At 55.5% G+C, this 19,152-nt stretch carries 14 protein-coding genes and 2 tRNA genes; 6 read left to right on the forward strand and 10 right to left on the reverse strand.

What is annotated here, in order from left to right:
* Window positions 1-191: 191 nt before the first annotated feature.
* From ACR0M9_RS11610 to ACR0M9_RS11645, 8 genes are all read right to left on the reverse strand, one after another.
* On the reverse strand, window positions 192-2,363 hold the full coding sequence (locus ACR0M9_RS11610) for a serine/threonine-protein kinase (protein WP_480487408.1): 2,172 nt from the start codon (window positions 2,361-2,363) through the stop codon (window positions 192-194).
* Window positions 2,364-2,703: 340 nt separating this feature from the next.
* Window positions 2,704-3,990: a dynamin family protein gene (locus ACR0M9_RS11615; RefSeq protein ID WP_480773653.1), complete on the reverse strand. Its 1,287-nt coding sequence runs from the start codon at window positions 3,988-3,990 to the stop codon at window positions 2,704-2,706.
* Window positions 3,987-6,029: a dynamin family protein gene (locus ACR0M9_RS11620; RefSeq protein WP_480773654.1), complete on the reverse strand. Its 2,043-nt coding sequence runs from the start codon at window positions 6,027-6,029 to the stop codon at window positions 3,987-3,989. The genes ACR0M9_RS11615 and ACR0M9_RS11620 overlap by 4 nt, the downstream gene beginning before the upstream one ends.
* A 69-nt stretch (window positions 6,030-6,098) precedes the next feature.
* The gene (locus tag ACR0M9_RS11625) at window positions 6,099-6,965 is read right to left on the reverse strand and encodes a hypothetical protein (RefSeq protein ID WP_480483675.1); all 867 of its coding nucleotides are present in this window, start codon (window positions 6,963-6,965) and stop codon (window positions 6,099-6,101) included.
* Window positions 6,966-6,988: 23 nt separating this feature from the next.
* Window positions 6,989-7,390, reverse strand: a complete 402-nt coding sequence (locus ACR0M9_RS11630) for a hypothetical protein (protein WP_480483676.1) — start codon at window positions 7,388-7,390, stop codon at window positions 6,989-6,991.
* A gap of 46 nt (window positions 7,391-7,436) precedes the next feature.
* Entirely contained in the window at window positions 7,437-9,179 is a 1,743-nt protein-coding gene (locus ACR0M9_RS11635; protein WP_480773655.1) for a dynamin family protein, read from the reverse strand.
* Between the two features lie 8 nt (window positions 9,180-9,187).
* Window positions 9,188-11,200: a dynamin family protein gene (locus tag ACR0M9_RS11640; protein ID WP_480773656.1), complete on the reverse strand. Its 2,013-nt coding sequence runs from the start codon at window positions 11,198-11,200 to the stop codon at window positions 9,188-9,190.
* Between the two features lie 2 nt (window positions 11,201-11,202).
* On the reverse strand, window positions 11,203-11,625 hold the full coding sequence (locus ACR0M9_RS11645) for a hypothetical protein (RefSeq protein ID WP_209507691.1): 423 nt from the start codon (window positions 11,623-11,625) through the stop codon (window positions 11,203-11,205).
* Window positions 11,626-12,459: 834 nt separating this feature from the next.
* Here ACR0M9_RS11645 and ACR0M9_RS11650 point away from each other — a divergent pair.
* A tRNA-Leu gene (locus ACR0M9_RS11650) sits at window positions 12,460-12,544 on the forward strand.
* Between the two features lie 364 nt (window positions 12,545-12,908).
* On the opposite strand, the gene ACR0M9_RS11655 is transcribed toward ACR0M9_RS11650, so the two are convergent.
* A tRNA-Pro gene (locus ACR0M9_RS11655) sits at window positions 12,909-12,985 on the reverse strand.
* 118 nt (window positions 12,986-13,103) lie between these two features.
* Window positions 13,104-14,219 (reverse strand): THUMP domain-containing class I SAM-dependent RNA methyltransferase, encoded by a 1,116-nt coding sequence (locus ACR0M9_RS11660; protein WP_480773657.1) that lies wholly within the window; start codon window positions 14,217-14,219, stop codon window positions 13,104-13,106.
* Between the two features lie 296 nt (window positions 14,220-14,515).
* Between ACR0M9_RS11660 and ACR0M9_RS11665 the strand changes: the two genes are divergently transcribed.
* From ACR0M9_RS11665 to nqrE, 5 genes are read left to right on the forward strand one after another with little or no spacing between them, the layout of a single operon-like run.
* Window positions 14,516-15,859 (forward strand): Na(+)-translocating NADH-quinone reductase subunit A, encoded by a 1,344-nt coding sequence (locus ACR0M9_RS11665; protein ID WP_480773658.1) that lies wholly within the window; start codon window positions 14,516-14,518, stop codon window positions 15,857-15,859.
* A 5-nt stretch (window positions 15,860-15,864) separates the two neighbouring features.
* Window positions 15,865-17,073 carry an NADH:ubiquinone reductase (Na(+)-transporting) subunit B gene (locus ACR0M9_RS11670; protein ID WP_480483685.1) on the forward strand — a complete coding sequence of 403 codons (1,209 nt, stop codon included), beginning with the start codon at window positions 15,865-15,867 and terminating at the stop codon, window positions 17,071-17,073.
* Window positions 17,066-17,881 carry a Na(+)-translocating NADH-quinone reductase subunit C gene (locus tag ACR0M9_RS11675; RefSeq protein WP_267365756.1) on the forward strand — a complete coding sequence of 272 codons (816 nt, stop codon included), beginning with the start codon at window positions 17,066-17,068 and terminating at the stop codon, window positions 17,879-17,881. The genes ACR0M9_RS11670 and ACR0M9_RS11675 overlap by 8 nt, the downstream gene beginning before the upstream one ends.
* Complete coding sequence (locus ACR0M9_RS11680) at window positions 17,881-18,534, forward strand: NADH:ubiquinone reductase (Na(+)-transporting) subunit D (RefSeq protein WP_267365754.1); 654 nt, start codon at window positions 17,881-17,883, stop codon at window positions 18,532-18,534. Before ACR0M9_RS11675 ends, ACR0M9_RS11680 begins: the two co-directional genes overlap by 1 nt.
* The gene (gene nqrE / locus ACR0M9_RS11685; protein ID WP_209507136.1) at window positions 18,534-19,142 is read left to right on the forward strand and encodes an NADH:ubiquinone reductase (Na(+)-transporting) subunit E; all 609 of its coding nucleotides are present in this window, start codon (window positions 18,534-18,536) and stop codon (window positions 19,140-19,142) included. The genes ACR0M9_RS11680 and nqrE overlap by 1 nt, the downstream gene beginning before the upstream one ends.
* The last annotated feature ends 10 nt before the right edge of the window (window positions 19,143-19,152 follow it).

A 19,152-nucleotide genomic window follows, 5' to 3' on the forward strand; every position in this document is an offset into this window, starting at 1 on the left:
CCTTCGAATTGTTGGCACGGACCTTTTGTGCCATGGGGCTGCTACCTAACCCTGCGTGGAACAACGCAGAGACACTCAATTGAAAACATGGAAACTGGTACTCTCTGCGGCGGGCCGGTTCCCGCCGGGCGGCAAACTTAAAGCCACCCTCAGTAAACACACACTGGCAGATCAAAATTGAACCGGTCAGATCACTCCTGCGCTAACTGCATGGTCGCAGCTACCTCAGCACCGTTGCGCAATACGGTCAGCTTTGCCTCTGGCTGACTGTCGGAAACCAGCGCAGCCAGCATGCCATCAAGGCTTTCGGACGTATTCAATGTCATGTTGGTCTGGCTTTCGCTCAACAGAACATCGCCTTTTTGCAAGCTGCCTGTCGCCTCGGCTGGAACCGAGCTTACTTTTGTTTGCCACCCTTCACCTCCCGAGCTGCTGACTGTGAACGAGTAACCGTTCTCCAATCCGACCGAGCGCAGCACAGGCAGTGCCAGCAGGCCATTCTGCGCGCGGGTCTTTCCAAGCGGCCGGTAGCGGGCTGCAACCCGTGTAAAGCCGTCTGGGTCGACGCTTAGCTTGTCCAGGACTTGCGCCGCGAAAGAGACGTCCTGACGAACCGGGTTGCCGTTCAGAGTAAAGATCACAACTCCGGGTTCCACCCATTCGCCGATAACGCTCATGTCCTGATTGGCGTCCACACCGGTTACCGCAATTGTTGCACCTGTTGCGGTCCGGCGGCGGGACGTCTGGAAGGGGATTTCAACATCCCAATGGTGGAAAGATACCTGTTGTTCGACCGGAGTGCCGGAAGCGGCATCGGTTTTGGGTTCGTCCACAACAGCCGCAACCTCTTGTTCTGCAGGTTGTTCCTGGGCACCGGCAGTCTCGGTAGCTTCGGACGCTGTTTCTGTAGCGGTTGGTTCCGCAGGTTCAACTTGCGCCTGCTCGACAGGCTCTTCTGGTTCAGGTTGTTGCTCTGAAGCGACCGTGACGTCGGGTTCAGGTGTTTCGGCCACGGGTTCTTCCACCGCGGGCGGGTCTGCTTCGGCAGTTTGTGTGGTTGCTTCAGGCAGCGTCGTCGTAACCTCAGCTTGTTCTTCACCTTTGTCGCCGGACATCACGAAGAAACCGCCTGCAGCCAACGCTGCCACAAGCACTGCTGCACCAGCGATCATCTTGCCGCTGCCACCGGATCCGCTCTGAACCACGGTATCAACTGCGACCGGTGTTTCCGCTTTTGCAGAAATCTTTGCCATCTCGGGTTCATTCTTTTTTTCGGTTTCGCGAACAATGTCCGAGTTCCCGGCGAGCAGAGCCGTCACAACCGCTTCGGCATTTTCACTTTCGGCCTTGATCCGCGCCTTTTCTTCTTCCTTGTCCTTGCGATCCATGCCGACAATCACGGAAACCGGGCGATAGGCGAAGGTATCAAACATCACGCCAGGGCCGCGGAACATGCGCAGCCAATCCAGGGCTGTCTGCAACCGGTCCGTTGCGTGTACTTCCATTGCCTTGTCGATTGCTTCGAGGAATCCATCGGGGTATCCGTCAAAGCGGCCTGCCAATGGGGTATAAGGGTCGTCCTGCCCGTTGTTGAAGGCATTCAGGCGGCTCTGGCCGTCTACCGGGCGTTCGCCACTGATTGCGTGATACAGAGTCGCGGCCAAGACATAGAGGTCACTGCTGGGCCCTTGTTCGGCACCACGGACGTAAAACTCGTGCGGCGAATATCCGTCTTTTATAACGCGCAGGGTCAACAATGCGGCCGACTTGTTTGCGGCTTGCTCACGCGCGGCACCGAAGTCGATCAGGACCGGGTTTCCGTTTTCGTCAATCAGGATGTTATCGGGTGAAATGTCACGGTGCAGCATCCCGCTTTGGTGGATGAACGACACCGCGGACAGCATCTTTTCCGTGACTTGCACGATAAAGTCAGGACCACCGTCGTTTTCCGGATTCTCAACATAGTCCAGCAGGTCGCAACCTCGGATCAGATCCATAGCGATATAGGCGGTATCGTTGTCTTCGAACACCTGATGAACGTCGACGATGTTCGGATGCACCAGACGCGCATGATTGCGGGCTTCCTGAATAAACAGGTCGATAATGGCGCGCAAATCATCCTTGTAGGACGGGTCGTTCGGCTCAACCAAGTCCCCGTTGCGACGGCACAACGCACCGGGGAAACATTCCTTGATCACGACATCACGCTCCAGGCTGTCGCGTGCTAAATAGGTGATCCCAAATCCGCCGTTGCTGAGATATCGGAGGATCTCATACTGCCCGCGCAACAGCTTTGCGCCCGGTTGCAGTCCTTCAATTTTTGGTTCGTCGTGCGTTGCACCGACAGCCTGGTTGTGGCTCATTTTAATCCGCCCGTTCTACTCATTTTGCGGCTTAATTAAACAGGGCCGGCAGCCCACGAACTCACAACCAAAAACAACCGCAGGACACTTGAGAACGGTTAGACGTTTCAAATTTGACTTTAATGGGGCCGCCTGATGGCTTCACTAAGGATCGTTTTTTCGAATATGGCATATACGGTGCTAGTGCGAAGCAATAGCACAATATATTGATTAACGGGGTGGAATAAATGAAAACTGACGACCCCAAATCGGTCTCTTGGTCTACGAATTCGAAACAATAAAGGGCCGATTCTTCGGCCCTTCGAATCGCTGAACAGCGCTTCAATCCTGATGGAAAGTGCTAGGTACCGGTTTTGGATTGTGCCGCGGCGACGGTACTGCCAGCCCATGCAAGGTTGTCACCAAGCTGTACAAGTATGCTGATTGCGTCTTTCAAAGGCGCATCTCCGCTTTCAAACTGAAGCAACAACAACAAGTCAGTCGCTTTTTCGAATTCGGCCGGAATCCAGTCAGCATCCGGATCGATCTCGCCACCTTGGTCCAGCCGTTCCGCGAAATCTTCGACGATTTCCTGGCAGCTTTGCAAAAAAGCTGCGGGTTCAATGGCAGTGGTGTCACGCAGATCTTCATAAATGCTGGCAATGGCAGCCAACCAGTCTTCAAGAATGGGGTTGTTCAGTGGCGGAAGGGCAGACCCGAGCGTTGACTGCATTGACGCAGCATCGTTGACGGAAGGTTCCGGCTCTGGCCCATTCAATGTTTCCAGGAATGGCAGAAACTCGTGCTTCAGATCCTTCCGGGCAGCGTCAAGGTCACTGCGCCGCCGGTCAGACGCCGCATCAAGGACCTTTTCCGCGAGTTCTTGGCCGCCACAGTTTTCCCAAAGATCAAAATCTGGTTCCGGCTCTTGTGCCATGGCGCGCACCGCGACGGGCGTGCCAATTGGGACCACAGCGCGAAACAGTCCTTCTTTTTCTTTGTTCAATCGAGCCAGTACCCGATCCAGAGCTGCCTGCACCGGGGGCAAATCAGCATGTGTAACTGCCAGCAGGCTGTTGGCTCTTAGCTCGGGCGGCACCTGCGCCCACAAATGCCGTTCTGTTTCACGCCATGCGCTTGTGCCGTTGGTACACCAGATGGCACAGTCGACGAATTTCAGCAGGTCCAGTGTCTGTTTGTATGTATCATCCAATGCGCCAGAGCCGGGAAGATCGAACAGTGATATCTCTTTGAGAGCAGGTGTGTTCAATCCAACCGAAATAAAGTCAGGCTCATCCGCAGCGGCCTTTTCCAGTGCTATGCCAGAATATGTCTTTGGCTCCTTGTTCCACCAGCCGACTGTCGTCTCTGGCGTATCCGCGTAGGCAACGATGACAAGTGGCAGCTTCAGGTGCTGCGGACCGGTTGGAAGGATATCCGCCCCTGCCAGCATGTTCGCAAGGCATGACTTGCCCGCCCCGAACTCTCCGGCGAAACCGATGTTGACCGCGTTGGACAGGCGCTCGGCGTGGGCCAGGGCCCGTGCGCGCATATCTTCCAATTTCGGGTCCGACGACAGTTTTTCTGTCGTTGTCAGAAAACGCTCCAGCTGGCGCACTTCCTGTTCGGTTCCGGGAAACTCAATCATTCCGCAGCCTCTGCTTGTCGTTCGTCCACGTTGCTTGTTCCAAAGACACCATCCAACTCGTCAGCAATACGGCGCGCCCGTTCGAACGCAGCTTGTGCTTCCGCCTGAGCATTCAACTCACCCGCTCCGGAACGGTGCTCAAGATGGCCTGCCAACAGGGCCAAGTAATGATCCAGAACAGTTTTCAACCGTTCCAGAAGGTTTTCACGCGTTGTGTCGATCAGGTCATCACCAATTAACTCGAATTCCTGCACGATCATGCGCTCGGCCCGCGTCACAACACTGTTGCGCGATATCAGGCGCGACAACCAGTTTACACGCAGCTCAACGGTAATGCCACGGGTCAGGGCGGTGGTGTCCGGGCGGAACCAACGCACTGCACTTGTGTTCATGCGATTGTCGACTGGTTCCTGCCACCCTGGCAGTGCCCGCAAAGCGGCGTTGCATTGCATGTCGATCGCGTAAAGCTCGCTCAACATGCGTTGCCGCACCACTTGCGACGCGCCTTGCACCAGCTCGCGCATGTGTTCGCGTAAAGGGGTGAAATTCAACTCGGTAGCGCCGCCTTTGGCAAGCAATGGGGATTGTCCTTCAGGTCCGCGCACCACAACAAAGACGGATTCAGAGACCGTGTCGTCCATGACCCCACGCAGGTTTGAAAGAACGTCGTCCATGTCCTTGACAATGTCTTGCGATTTATCCGCAATCAGTTTGCGCAGATCGCTCAGCGTCTTGTCGCTGTCCTCAGCGGTGTGTGCACCCGCGCTGCCTTCATCTTTCAGGGCACGAAGATGTACCTGGGACCGCTCCAAATCGCCACGCGCGAAGCTGTCGAGATGCTGCCACGCCATCCGCAGCTGTTCGTTTATCGGCCCCTCCGTCAAAGCCTGAGTGACATGGCGGCGCAAGTCCGGCAAGCCTGACGCGATCATAGCAGCAAACCGCAAGACAGCCTCACGGCTGATGGGCCCCGGCCCTCGTTTGATCTCGGCCACACCGTTCAGGTATTGTTGCATCTGTTCCGGGTGCGCCCGCAACCACGCCAGAATATGATCGTGGTTCACACCGGTTTCATCGCCGGTCAGCGCATAGTGCGCCCATTGTGCGCTGCCCATCAGGACATCGATATTCGAAGTACCCAAAGCTTTTTCCAGCCCGTCTACAACATCCAGACGCACTTTTGCCGCATCTTCGGCCCCGCCGCCCAATTCATCGACACGGTTGATGAAGACAACGATCTGTCCAAGTTCCAGTGCCTGCATCAGCCGGAACAGTTTCAGGTCCGCACGCGACAACGCCTGATGCGCTGACAGAACCACCACAAAGAAATCGGATTCTTTGAGATACTGGCGGGAAATCTCCTCACGGATCAGCAGGGGGTCATTTACTCCGGGCGTATCGGTGACGGTCAGAGGGAATGGGAAATGTCCGATGTCAAAATAGACCTCGGCCTTGCGCGTGATGTCGCTGTAAAGTCCGCGATCACTGCCGGGGTCAATTGTCCCATCTTCTGCGGGGTCGTCCCCAGCGCACACGTAACGCGCCAGATCATCGGATGTCAGTTGATCCAGATCGTGATGTTGACCCAACAGCTGTTCATAACTGTCCCCCAGTCGCCGACGCGCCCGGGTCTTCATGGCTTCGACCTGCTCTTCGATCATCTCGCGCTTGTAGCTGTCCTCGTCATCCGGGAACATGTTGCGCAACTCTTCGCCTTCGGCGATCAGTGATTGCCACTGATAGTTGTCGAAGAAATGGAACTCGGCTCCTTCGGTTCGACCGTTCGGGTGCCCGAAATGCATGTCGGTGATCACGGTCGTCCAGGGGTTCACGTCCGACGGCAGGTATTCTGCCTGACCGGTGAAGCCGTTGATCAAGCGCGACTTTCCTGCCTTGATCTGCCCGACAAAGGCAACTGACGGTTTCAGTTTTCCCAGATCACCAATGATGCGCGATATGAACTGACGTGTTTCGTCATTGCTTGTCCCGTTCATGTCTTCTGCGATGCGAATAAGCTCGCGGCGATGTGTTTCACTCATTACTCTTTACCCTGACTACAAAAAAACAACGCATTGAATTAGTCGAAAATTTGAATGCTTTGGGGGCGGTCATTCCTCAGCCTCCTCCAAAGATTTCCAAAGATTGATTACCGCACCAAGTTTGCGGGCATCATGAATGGCCACAGCAATCTGTTCGTTGTCGCTCAGAACAGCCATGCCCGCACCCTTACCACCCGATGGCCGCATGACGATCAGATGTGGGCCTTCGAATTCGCCCCGGGTGTCATTGTTCCAACCAGCAAGATCCGAAACAAAACGTGTCAAAATCTCTTGATTGGGGTGCATCCCCTCGGAAGGGTTGCAGGTTCCTTCGCAAGCCAGTGCAGTGTTTTCCATACTGTCCACAAGAACACGACCTGTGGCAAAGCGTGCAGCTCCGTCAAAAAACTGTTGCGCCAACGAATTGCCCGACCCTGCTGTCGGGGCAGGGCTGTTGTCTGAAGGTTTTTCAACGTCCGGAACAACAGACACGATGGGCTCAGAGGAAAGCTCAATTCCGGCGCAGGCGTTCTCGATCTCACTCAGCGTAATACCAACATCATCAGCCTCCAGCGTCGAGGCTGGCTTTCCAGGCATCAGTTCCAGTGGGGCAGGGGCGGCTGAAATATCAGAAATCAGTTGGGCCAGTTTGCCGACCAGCGCGGTACGTGATTCCGTTTCGAAATCTGGGATCTGCCCGGACGGCACCTGAAACACATCCGTGATCCGGGAACTGTTTACTTCGATTTTCAGGCAGCTCCCGTTGGCCGCGGTCAGCTCGAGTCGTCTGGGCAATATCGTTCCGCGAATGAAACGCAATACAGCCGCCCGACGGGCTGCAGCAGTTTCACCGGGGACAATCACCGTCGGAGACAGGCGGGCAACCGAAGACCGCCCGATATCTTCGAGCATGTCGAGAATGTCTGTGTCCATCATACCGTGACCCCCTCTGGTCCCGTTCAGACTGCGGCCGCAACCGGCTTGAGGCTGAGATGCGATTTCGTGAGTGCCAGTCCCACATTCGCGCTGTTGCGGCAGATATAGCAGACCACATGATCAGGATATTCCTGGGTCCGCAAAAAGATGTTCAATCGGTCTTTTGAAAACACCGCGATTTCCCCGAACCCGGCGTTTTCCTCATCAGTGTTTCCGGCCTCGTGCAAGAGCGCTTCAAATGCAGCGACACCCCGCCCCTGAAACAGATTGGCCACTGCGATTGCCAAAGTGTCCAGCGCTTCAGCGCAATCGGAATCAGAGACACTGCTGCCCAAAAGCATGCCGGTCTCCATGTCGATATACCCGGCTGCGATGCAGTCGGGTATCGTTTCAATCGCGGTGTTCAATGCATCCTGAATGGACATTTAACTCTTTATCGTCCTTCTTTTCAGCGCCTTGATTAAGGCATCCTTACAAAACATGCCATTCTGCACTGCTGTTTTCTTTCGTTTTTGGAATGGCTTGCGGGGCGTGTCTGGACTGTTTCGCACTATATTCAACTGCGATCTGGTCAAATTCGGCAAGAAAGGCTTTGAATACATTCTGAAGCCCGACTGCGTCCTTTGGCAGGTCCTCCTTGTTTGTAATTTCCCGCCACATATCCGACGCGCTAAGCGGCGACCCGGCTGCGGATTCTGGAAGATCGATGTGCGCATCGTGGCGGATATCGCGGGCGTCTTCCTCGACTGAGGCTACGACTTCTATCAAGCCGTTTGTCTCAGGCTCAGGTTCGTAATCCTCGGCGTTGTTCTCGGGCTGAGCCGCCATCAGAGCCGCAATGGAGGATACCGAGACTTCGATACCCCGATCATCACGCGATTCAACTTCCGGCGTGAAAACTTCGACTTCATCCGCTTCGGCCGAGGCTTCCCGCAACGTCGTGTTCAACGAGGTCAGCACGTCATCAACGGACTTGTCGCCCGTTTCAGCATCTGGAGCGTCACCCAGCAGGTCGTCAGTATTATCGGCAGCACCGAATTCACCGGACAGGTCGAACTCGTCCACGTCTTCTTCCAGACCGGCGACATTCTTCAACTCAAGAGGATCGCTTGAGGTGTCCTTGAAGAAGGCACGCAACTCGTCGCTGGTATCGGTTTCCTCAGGCATCTGCTCGGTGTCTGATACCATTTCTGCCCGCAGCCGTTCAGCGTCTTCCGGGTTGATCCGAACCCGTTCGCCTTCGTCAACGCGTCGCTCTACACGGGCTGGCCGGATGGGGAAGCTTGTTACGACATTATGATCGTCGGCTTCTGGCTGCTGTTCGTTTTCCAGCGGATTGACCAGCCGCAAAGGAGTAGCTTCGATGCCGTCCGCCAGTGCCTCTCGGTCGTCTGGTTTGCGGGCGGGGCGCAGTGGTTGAACCTTGAATGCGCCGGACTGGCTTTTGTCGATCTGGTACCGCGCCAGCTGATCGGCGCGATTGTCCATGATCTGTTCTGTGATTTCCAGAAAACTGTCGATCATCTTGCCGCCACCGCTGCGCGACCACATTTCGGCGTCGCCAGTCTTGTCGCGGGCATTGATCGCATCCCGGGCGGAAAACAAAATGGACCGGTTGAACAGATGTCCGGCTTCGCGATTGACACGTCGCAGAACCTTTTGACGGTCTTTAAGGTTTAGTGCATCCGCCCGCGTCACCAACAGCAGCGAGTTGTGTTGCAAGCGGTCCGGCAGCGAAACCCACGTTGCACGTTCGGTTTCGCGCCAGGCTTGCGTCGCATGGGTGCACCAAATGACGCCGTTTGCCTGCCCGACTGCGCGCTGCCAGACATCTGTCGAGATTTTGGGGTCCGAGATGCCGGGGGTGTCGATCAGATCGACGGCTTCCAAAATGTCTGCCTCAAGGAAGATACGAATGAACTGCGCGTCGTTGACGCCAACAGTCTCAAGCTGATCCAGTTCGATTGGCTCAACGCTTCCGTCATGTCGCTTGATATATGGTTTTTCACTGCCCCAGCTAAACCAGACCGGTGGTAACTGGGTTGCAGTAACCTGCGTTGGCAAGGTTTGCGTTCGCAGTAAAAAGTTCATCAGTGTGGATTTGCCAGCGCTGAATTCACCCATCAAAGCGAAAACCGGTTTGCGGCGGGACCACTGCTCGATACGTTCCCATGCTTTCGGTGAAACAAAGCGTGTTTGTGAATCTTTTGCCATTTTTCTACTTATGCCGCTTCGTTGCTTAGGTCTTTCAGGATGTCACCCAGAATCTCGTCTCGCGATTTCTGAGGTTGCAGGCCCGCCATCGCTGCCGAGGTCTGGCCGGAGTTTTTGTCTGCTGATGATGAGATGCTCAGCAACGTTTCCTTCTGTTCCCGCATGAAATCCGCCAGAATAGCGCGGACGTTTTCCAACACGGCCGCAATCTGGTTTTCCTCGATATCCTTGGTGATCGAATTCGCCTCGGACGCGATCAGGCGTGTGTAATCGGCAGCGTATGCTTCAAAGCCTTTGCGCTTTTGCCACCAGCGTCGCCACCAGGTACTTTGCAGGTCCAGAGCGATCGTCCGGCCAATCCCCAATGGTGGTGGAACGCGCGGCACGATAGGTGCTTCGATGCTGAATTCGCCCAGGTGGTTGCCAAGAATTTTGTGATACAACGCTTCGACATCTGCAGCCGCAGTTGAGTAGAGCGCGCCAGCATCCTTACGCATTGCGCGGGCAAAACTGAAATAAGCGGCTTTTTGCAAAGTCCTCAATCCAGCAGGGTCGTATTGCCAAGTGCCTTGCTCGCCATTCTTTTCAAGGTGCGCGATCAGAGAATCCGTGGCGCGCTTCACAAAATTCGCCTCGGCTGAGTTCAGGCGCTCCAATACTTTGTCACGTAATGCATTGGTCAGTTCGGCTGCTTTCTTTTCATATTCAGCAGAAACTTTCGCAATTGCATCTTCCGGAGAAACACCGTCAAGATCACGCGCAACGCCTTCACCCTCTGACAGAGTCTTTGCCACGGCGGTGGCACGAATCTGGCTGGCGATGTTGCGGGCGCGATGGCGAACCCGATCCATCAGCCGCGCTCCGGCACCTTCTGCAATACGCTCGTTTATCGCCAGCAGCAGGTCAGGCAAACCGGACAATGCCCAGATTTTATCCAGCGAGGGGGCCTGATCACCGAACCCGGCAGCGAGGTAAAATGTATTGAGTGCTTCGCGGGATTCCTCGTTCAGAATCTCTGGGTTCCCGGTCAGTGCTGCCTCGGCCCACAAGGCACTGCCGAACACGACACTTGTCTTTGCGTCGATGTTGTTCTGTTTCAGAGTGTCCAGAATCCGGTCGCGGATTTCGGGGACTTGATTGACCGGGTCTGACAACTCGTCAATCCGGTTCACAAACAGGACAATCTGGCGGTTCTCAAATTGGGCGATGATCCGCATCAAGGCCATGTCCATGGTGGTCAGGGCCTGGCTTGCGGCAAGCACCACAACACAGACTTCGGACCCGCGCAGGCTGCGCAGGGTAATCTGTTCACGCACCATGAAGGTATCGTTGACACCCGGCGTATCACAAAGCTTCAGCGCAATCGGGTACTGAGGGATATCCATGTACAACTCGGCCGACTTGGTCACATCTGCGAACCGGCCTGTTTTTGGATTGATATCCGGGTCGTCCTCATCGCCCAGGCAGACATACCTTTGGATCAGTTCTTCATCGAAGTGATCGTATTGGTGGCTTTGGCCAAGTATCAGATCGAAGTGCTTTCCAAGACGCTCTTCCGACTTTGCTTTCATCTCGCCGATCTGACGGCGAATGTCCTCTATCTCGTCATCTGCACCGGCACGGTTGGCCAATTCGCCCAACCGGCCACCCCCGACCATCAGATTGTCCCATTCTTCCTGCTCAAAGAAGGTGAACTTGGCCTTGGTATCGCCCGGTGGACGCGTGTTGATGTTCAGGGTTGTGACGACCGACGTCCACGGGTTCACATCCGACGGAAGCAAAGATGGGCGCCCCGCAAGAATGTTTACAATCGATGATTTGCCCGCTTTTACCTGACCGACCATGGTGATGCTGGCGGTGAAGTTTTCCATCCGGGTCTTGAGTGTTGCCAGACGTGCCGAGGAGCGCGCATCAGCCACCTCAGTCAATTGATCAATCTGCGCCGTCAGTGATGACATTGCCGAAGTCATTGGCGCCAGAGCTTCGTTGCCTACAGACAACAGGTGATCATTGCGCGCCATGCTTAACCTCCGGTTCCCGTAGCTGCGATGCGGGGTTCATGCGAAGGACGGCCCGTTGGAATTCCTGTCAGCGTGTCGATACGTGCGATCAGGTCCAAAGCGTTGCCCAGAATGTCAGCCTCGGCGCGCGGGCTGATGGTTTCGTAAGCCTTGGCGTCAGCCAGCACTTCGATCGAGCTGAAGCGATCGCCGTTTTCAAGGCACGCAACGCGGCGTCCGGTCGGGAAACCTTCGGATTTGACCGCGGGCAATGGCATACGCGCATTGGCCAGCAGGTAGTGGTCTCCGGAATGGGTTCGGAGCGATATCCCAAAGCCCGTGTTCGGGTGGTCCCGGTTCAGGATCTTGAGTTCGCCAAGAAAGCTTTCGCGAGCAAAGAAGACAGCCTCTTGCTCGGCAGTAGCGGAGGGATTCAGATCGGTCACAGCAGTAAACCTTGTACTGGAGTTGAGCAGGAAACTCGTACCGGCGCCAAAGTGGCAAAAAAGACTCATTAACTCCTGCTAAACAACAAGACCCTTCAAGGCGGTCTTATTTTGACGTGAATAAGATTTTTTGGCGTTTGAAATGTGGCAGCTTTGTGGTGGAGTTCTCTTGAGAATGCCTCAACCTGCGCGGGAATGCATATGACGCAAGAGCCATTCCGCACCTACTGTATGAAACCGAGCGGAGACCGGCGGAACACAATTGCCTGAACCTGACGGTGCGGGACATTCAAAAATCTGTGTGGCCCTGAAGGGCACTTTAGTCGGATAAGTTATCCTTGTTGTTTCAGAAACCTGAAGTTGCTCTCTGAGTTGGAAAGGGTCGCAGATGCGTTTTCTGGGGTGTCGTGGCGAGTAATCCCGCGCCTCCTCCCATGGGTTCAACTATGAACGCGCAAGGGCAATGAAGTAGGATTTCCATGTTCGCCAGTGGTGATCTGACAACAAGCTGTCGGCTTTTTCTAGGACTTTGGTCAACGTAAGAGCGATATTTCGCAGGCTAGCTGGGTCAAATTTTAACTTCGGCACGAATGAAGAGCTCTTCCAAAATAGCGTGGACATTGTCCCGCAGGATATCGGGTTTCACGGCCACTGATGTTCCCATCAACTTTCCACTGACAAGCCTCTTGGGGCTATACATCTTCATAAGATAGCGTGGTTGCCCCATATCTCATCAGAGGATCTACAAACTTGGCGATACATGTATTTTACCCCTCGCGCTCGGAAGCAAGCTTTGTTATTGACCGCTTCATTCCAGCGCTGCGGCGCTGAGTTGCGGGTGTGGCGAAATTGGTAGACGCACCAGATTTAGGTTCTGGCGCCGCAAGGCGTGGGGGTTCAAGTCCCTCCACCCGCACCACTTTGATCAACTAAAGTTTTGAAGATATTAGCATCTATTGTTCAGTTAGGTTTTGCCCGCAATTGTTCCCCAAGTTCAATCGCTGCTGGTTTCCCTGTCTTCGATCCAATCGCACATCTCTAGCGCACTCAACGGTGCTAATCTTTTCCACTGATGAATAGGGCTTTCCTTATCGGCCCATAAGTCCGGAAGAGGTTAAGAAGGCCGCTGGGATCAATGATAGGAAGATACGAGATATTGCTGCCGTGGATTATGGATGAAGATTGAGATCGAAGTAAGCACATCCAGTGCCAGAAATGCTGTGGATACTGTTTCGGGCGAGCTGCTGCAAACAACAAAGGCGCCCTTGGGCGCCTTGATTTACTGGTCGGAGTGAGAGGATTCGAACCTCCGGCCCCTGCCTCCCGAAGACAGTGCTCTACCAGGCTGAGCTACACTCCGACCGTGGCGGGTGATCTATACGCGGCTTTGCCGATGCGCAAGAGGATTTTGAGAAGCGATCATCCTAATCTTCCGTCTTTGGATCGACAACGGACGGGCTAAACAGGTCACGCGACTCTCATGGCAGCGGATCCGTTTTGTACAGACGGATCTTGGTGCCTCCGTGGTCTACGACCGGACCGGGCGCCAGCAAAGGCAGGCGGGTCGCCCGAGCCAAAGCCGGAGCGCTGGTCACAATCCCAACACGCCATCCTCGAAACCGGCTCATCAAAGATTTACCCAAGGCTCCGTAGACAGAGCGCAGACGCTTTTCATCTCCAATTCGCGCCCCGTAGGGAGGGTTCACAATGACCAGCCCGGCGGGTCCCGCAGGGGGTTTGATGTCACTGACGGAAAGCTGTTGAAAACTCGTGTTGGCGTTAACCTGCGCTCTATGGGCGTTGGCTGTTGCGGCTTCGATAGCTCCGGCGTTGCGGTCAGAGCCACAGAAGGTGAGAAAACACTCAGCGACCTCTGACTCGCTGCGCATGTCTTGCCAGCGGTCAGGGTCGAAGCCCGCAAGGTTTTCAAACGCAAAACTGCGGGACCGACCAGGGCGCAGCCCCAGGGCAATCTCGGCGGCTTCGATCACGAAAGTACCCGAACCGCACATCGGGTCCAACACCGGTTCATTGCCGCTAAATCCGCAGTCACGCAGAAACATGGCTGCCATCGTTTCGCGCATTGGCGCTTTGGCAATTGCTTCTTTATGACCACGCTTGTGCAAAAGCTCTCCAGAACTGTCGACGGAAAATGTACAGATGTCCTTTTCGATTCTCAGCAAGATCCTGACATCGGCGTCGGAAGATATCGGAGCGCCCAGAGTTTCGGATATCGCTTGTTCAACTCTCTGCCGTGCGGCACCGGCATGATATATTCTGGATTTGCGGCTGGTGGCCTCGACTTTGACCGGAACACCGGAGCGCAGGAACTCGCCCCACGGGAATTTGCGCGCACGTTTGTCCAATTGGGCTAAATGCACGGCAGGAAAACTGCCCAGACGAACCAGAACCTTGTTTGCACCGCGTAAGGTCAGGTTGGCGCGCCAGACCTCGGACCACGAACCACGGCAAATGACACCCCCTGGAATCGTCTTGACCTGAGCGAACCCGTTGGACTGCGCCTCGGCACAGAGGGGGGCTTCAAGGCCCGGGGTGGCAATCAGAAAGATTTCGAAGTCTGTGTCTTTTTTCATTCCGGTTGCTTACACTGGAAGTTCAGCGGGCGCGACACGCAATTTTGACCCGAATTTTTGGCCATCTTGAGGGAAAACTCCAAGATTTTGCAGTTTGATCTTAACTTTCGGCGGTAACAGGTTTGCGTTTGCGGGCATCCGCGCGTAAAGGGTCCGTGATCAGAAATACGCCTGCGGAATTTGGACCCGTTTCGACGCTTTTGCGATGGGCACCGGAAAAAACCGCGTTATTGCATGACCCCTAAAGGGTGTCGGCAGGGCTGGCGCAGGAAAGAGGCTTGGAAGAACGTAGCGGTATGCAAACTTTCAAACTTAAAAAAGGGTTGGACCTGCCAGTGGAAGGCGCTCCCGACCAAACCATTCATCCGGGTCCGGAATACTCGACCGTTGGCGTTCTGGGTGGGGACTACATTGGCCTGAAGCCAAAGATGCTGGTGCAGGAAGGTGATAGTGTCGAGCGGGGTACGCCGCTCTTTTGTCACAAAGATGCGCCTGACGCGATGATGGTCGCACCGGTGACTGGCAAGATTGTTGCCATCAACCGGGGTGCCCGCAGGGTGTTGCAGAGCGTCGTCATCGAAGTGTCCGACGCCAATGACACGGGCTTGGATTTTTCGAGCGTGGGCGATGCGCACAGCGCCGAAGGCGTGACTGCAAAACTGTGCGCCGCTGGTCTATGGACCTCATTCCGCACGCGACCTTATTCGAAAACGCCTGAACCCGGTACCAAGCCGAACGCGATTTTCGTGACCGCCATGGACAGTGACCCTTTGGCGGCTGATGCCGCCACGATCATTGCCGAAGCGCCCGAGGCCTTTGCCGCTGGGTTGGCGGCAGTCAGCAAGCTAACCGAAGGCAAGACTTATATTTGCCAGAAACAAGGTGACACGATCCCCGGCGCGGATGTCGCCGGTGTCGAGGCCGTGGCGTTTTCCGGTCCACATCCATCGGGCCTGGCAGGAACGCATATTCACTTCCTCGAACCGATTTCGGGGGAAAAGCAAGTCTGGACTATCGGTTATCAGGACACCATCGCGATTGGCCGCCTGATGCAGACCGGGCGTCTGGATCCGAGTGTTGTGATCGCCTTGACCGGGCCCGGTGCGCGTCAGCCGCGTTTGATCCGCACCGTGATGGGCGCGTCCACGGACGACTTGACACGAGGTGAGGTAAGTGTGGACGGAACGCCCCGCATTATCTCGGGTTCGATCCTGTCGGGTCAACATGCCGACGGACCGACCGCATATCTGGGGCGGTTTGCCCGTCAAATCTGTATCATCCAAGAGGATCACGATCAGATTCCGATGGGTTGGATCCGACCAATGCCTTCCAAGTATTCCGTCCAGCCAGTATTGGGCTCGGCCTTTTCCAGAAAACTCTATGCTTTCACGTCCAACCTGAACGGTGGCCGCCGCGCGATGGTGCCGACAGGCGTGTTCGAAGAGCTGATGCCGCAGGATTACCTGCCCACACAATTGCTTCGGGCGTTGCTGGTGATGGATACGGATACGGCTCAGGCACTGGGAGCGCTTGAGCTGGACGAAGAGGATCTGGGCCTTGTGGGCTTTGCCTGTCCGGCGAAATATGAATACGGGCTGGCGCTGCGCGACTGCCTGAAAAAGATTGAAAAGGAGGGCTGATCCGAATGGGATTGCGTAACTTCTTTGACCGGATCGAGCCGAACTTTACCAAGGGCGGCAAGTACGAGAAGCTTTTTCCGATCTACGAGATGGTGGAAAGCTTCATCTACACTCCGAAAACCGTAACCACCGTTGCTCCTCATGCGCGGTCTTACGTGGATATGAAGCGCATCATGACATATGTCGTGATTGCCACTATTCCTTGCATCCTGTGGGGAATGTGGAACACCGGTTATCAGGCAAATTCGGCCATTGCCGCGCTTGGCCCAGAGTCTGCAACTGGTTGGCGGATTGCAATTCTTCAGGTTCTTGGCATCTCGTTGAATCCGGACAGTATTTTTGCCAATGTCATGCACGGGCTTATGTACTTCCTGCCGATCTATATTGTCACGTTGGTGGCAGGCGGTATTTTCGAAGTCATTTTCGCAACCGTCCGCGGGCATGAGGTGAATGAAGGCTTTCTTGTCACTTCGATGCTTTACGCCCTGATCATGCCTGCAACCACGCCTCTGTGGCAGGTTGCCCTGGGTATTATCTTTGGTGTTGTCATCGGCAAAGAGGTATTCGGCGGCACTGGTAAGAACTTCCTCAACCCTGCCTTGGTGGGGCGGGCGTTTTTGTATTTCGCCTATCCCGCGCAGATGTCGGGCGATGCAGTCTGGACCCCGGTTGACGGGTTTTCCGGGGCGACGGCTCTGGCTGTGTCGGCTGCCGAAGGCTACCAGGCACTGGCCGCTGACGGTATCACCTGGTGGAGCGCGTTTTACGGCACCATTCAGGGCAGTATCGGGGAAACCTCGACTCTGGCCTGCCTGATCGGTCTGGCCTTCCTGCTGATCACCAAGATTGCCAACTATCGGCTGATTTTGGGATGTCTGGCGGGCACAATTGCGTTCACCTGGCTGTTGAACCTGATCGGGTCCGAGACGAACCCGATGTTCGCAATGCCATGGTACTGGCATGTCGTGTTGGGCGGTTACGCCTTTGGTCTGGCTTTCATGGTGACCGAGCCGGTCTCGGCAAGCCACACCAATGTCGGGCGCTATATCTATGGTGCACTGATTGGTGTCATGGTTGTGTTAATTCGTGTGATCAACCCAGCCTTCCCCGAAGGTATGATGCTGGCCATTCTGTTCGGCAACGTCTTTGCACCGCTGATCGACTATTTTGTCGTTCAGGCCAACATCAAACGGAGGGCGCGTCGCCATGTCTGATACGCAATCCCCTGAACGCAAGGGCGCGATTGCCCGGTTTCTGGCGGCCTCGCCGGATTCGGTTGGCAAAACGATCTTCATCGCTGTTGCGGTTTGTCTCGTTGCCTCGATGATCGTGTCGGCCGCGGCAGTCAGCCTGCGCCCGGTGCAGGAGGCCAACAAGCTGAAGGACAAGCAGGTCAACATTCTGCAGGTGGCGGGGGTGTATGAACCCGGCATTGATGTCAGCCAGGCCTTTGCCGCGTTCGAGCCGCATGTTCTGGATCTGGCGACGGGCGAATTTGCGGACGATCAGTTCGACCCAGCCACCTTTGACGATCTGGCCGCTGCCGGTGATCCGGAATTAAGTGTTGCCCTTGACGATGACCCCGCAGGCATTGGTCGCAAGGCAAAGTATCGGGTCATCTATCTGCTGCGCGACGACAGCGGAGCGTTGGACAAGGTGATCCTGCCGCTGCATGGCTATGGGTTGTGGTCCACGCTTTATGGCTTCATCGCGCTGGAAAAGAACGGCAACGACATTTTCGGCCTGCAATTCTATCAGCATGGTGAAACGCCTGGTCTGGGTGCCGAGGTGGACAACCCGCGTTGGAAGGCGTTGTGGAACGGCAAGAAACTGCATGATGACGCGGGCGCCTTGCAGATCACCGTCGCCAAGTCACAACCAGCGGCCGGGCCCGAGTTTTTCGTAGATGCGCTGGCGGGCGCGACCCTGACATCGCGCGGGGTCGACAACCTTGTGAAATTCTGGATGGGCGATGCGGGTTACGCGCCGTTCCTGGCCAAGTTGCAAGCAGGAGAGATCTGATGTCGCAGACCAAGAAAGAGCTGCTGGTCGACCCCCTTGTCGACAACAACCCGATCACCTTGCAGGTGCTGGGAATCTGTTCGGCACTGGCTGTAACCTCATCACTGCAAGTGGCCTTTGTCATGGCCATAGCGGTGACGTCGGTGACGGCGTTTTCGTCGATGTTCATCTCGATGCTGCGCAACCAGATCCCGGGCTCGATCCGGATCATCGTGCAGATGGTGATCATCGCCTCGCTCGTGATTCTGGTGGATCAGATACTCAAGGCTTATGCCTTTCAGATTTCCAAGACGCTGTCGGTGTTTGTCGGCCTGATCATCACCAACTGCATCGTAATGGGCCGTGCCGAAGCATTCGCCATGAAGAACCCCCCGGTGGCCTCGTTCATCGACGGTTTGGGTAACGGCATGGGTTATGGCCTGATCCTGATGCTGGTGGGCATCATCCGGGAGTTGTTTGGATCGGGCAGCCTGTTCGGCGTGACAATCCTGCAAACGGTCAACAATGGCGGTTGGTACGTGCCCAACGGCCTGTTGCTGCTGCCACCTTCGGCGTTCTTCGTGATCGGCCTGCTGATCTGGGCTTTCCGCACGTGGAAGCCGAACCAGGTTGAAGAACGTGAATACAAAATCCAGCAGGTAGAGGCGCACTGATGGAAGGGCTTATCTCTCTGGCCGTGAAGGCCGTCTTTATCGAAAACCTTGCGCTCAGCTTTTTCCTTGGCATGTGTACCTTCATCGCCGTGTCGAAAAAGATTTCGACTGCCATCGGGCTGGGAATATCAGTCATGGTGGTGCAGGCCATCACCGTGCCCGCCAACAACCTGTTGTTGTCCTTCCTGCTGAAACCGGGCGCATTGGCATGGGCCGGGTTCCCGGATGTGGATCTGACCTTTCTCGGGCTGATTTCCTATATCGGCGTGATCGCAGCGATGGTTCAGATCCTCGAAATGATTCTCGATAAGTATTTCCCGCCGCTCTACAACGCGCTGGGGATCTTCCTGCCTTTGATCACTGTGAACTGTGCCATTCTGGGTGGTTCGCTGTTCATGGTCGAACGCGACTATAATTTTGCCGAGGCGACCACCTATGGCATCTCATCCGGTTTCGGCTGGGCGCTGGCAATCACTGCGATGGCAGGCGTGCGCGAAAAGCTGAAATACTCGGATGTGCCGGACGGGCTTCAGGGGCTGGGCATCACCTTTATCACCGCCGGACTGATGGCGATGGCCTTTATGTCCTTCTCGGGCGTGAAACTGTAAGGGGGGCGTG

The organism is Ruegeria sp. CH2 (assembly GCF_056537065.1).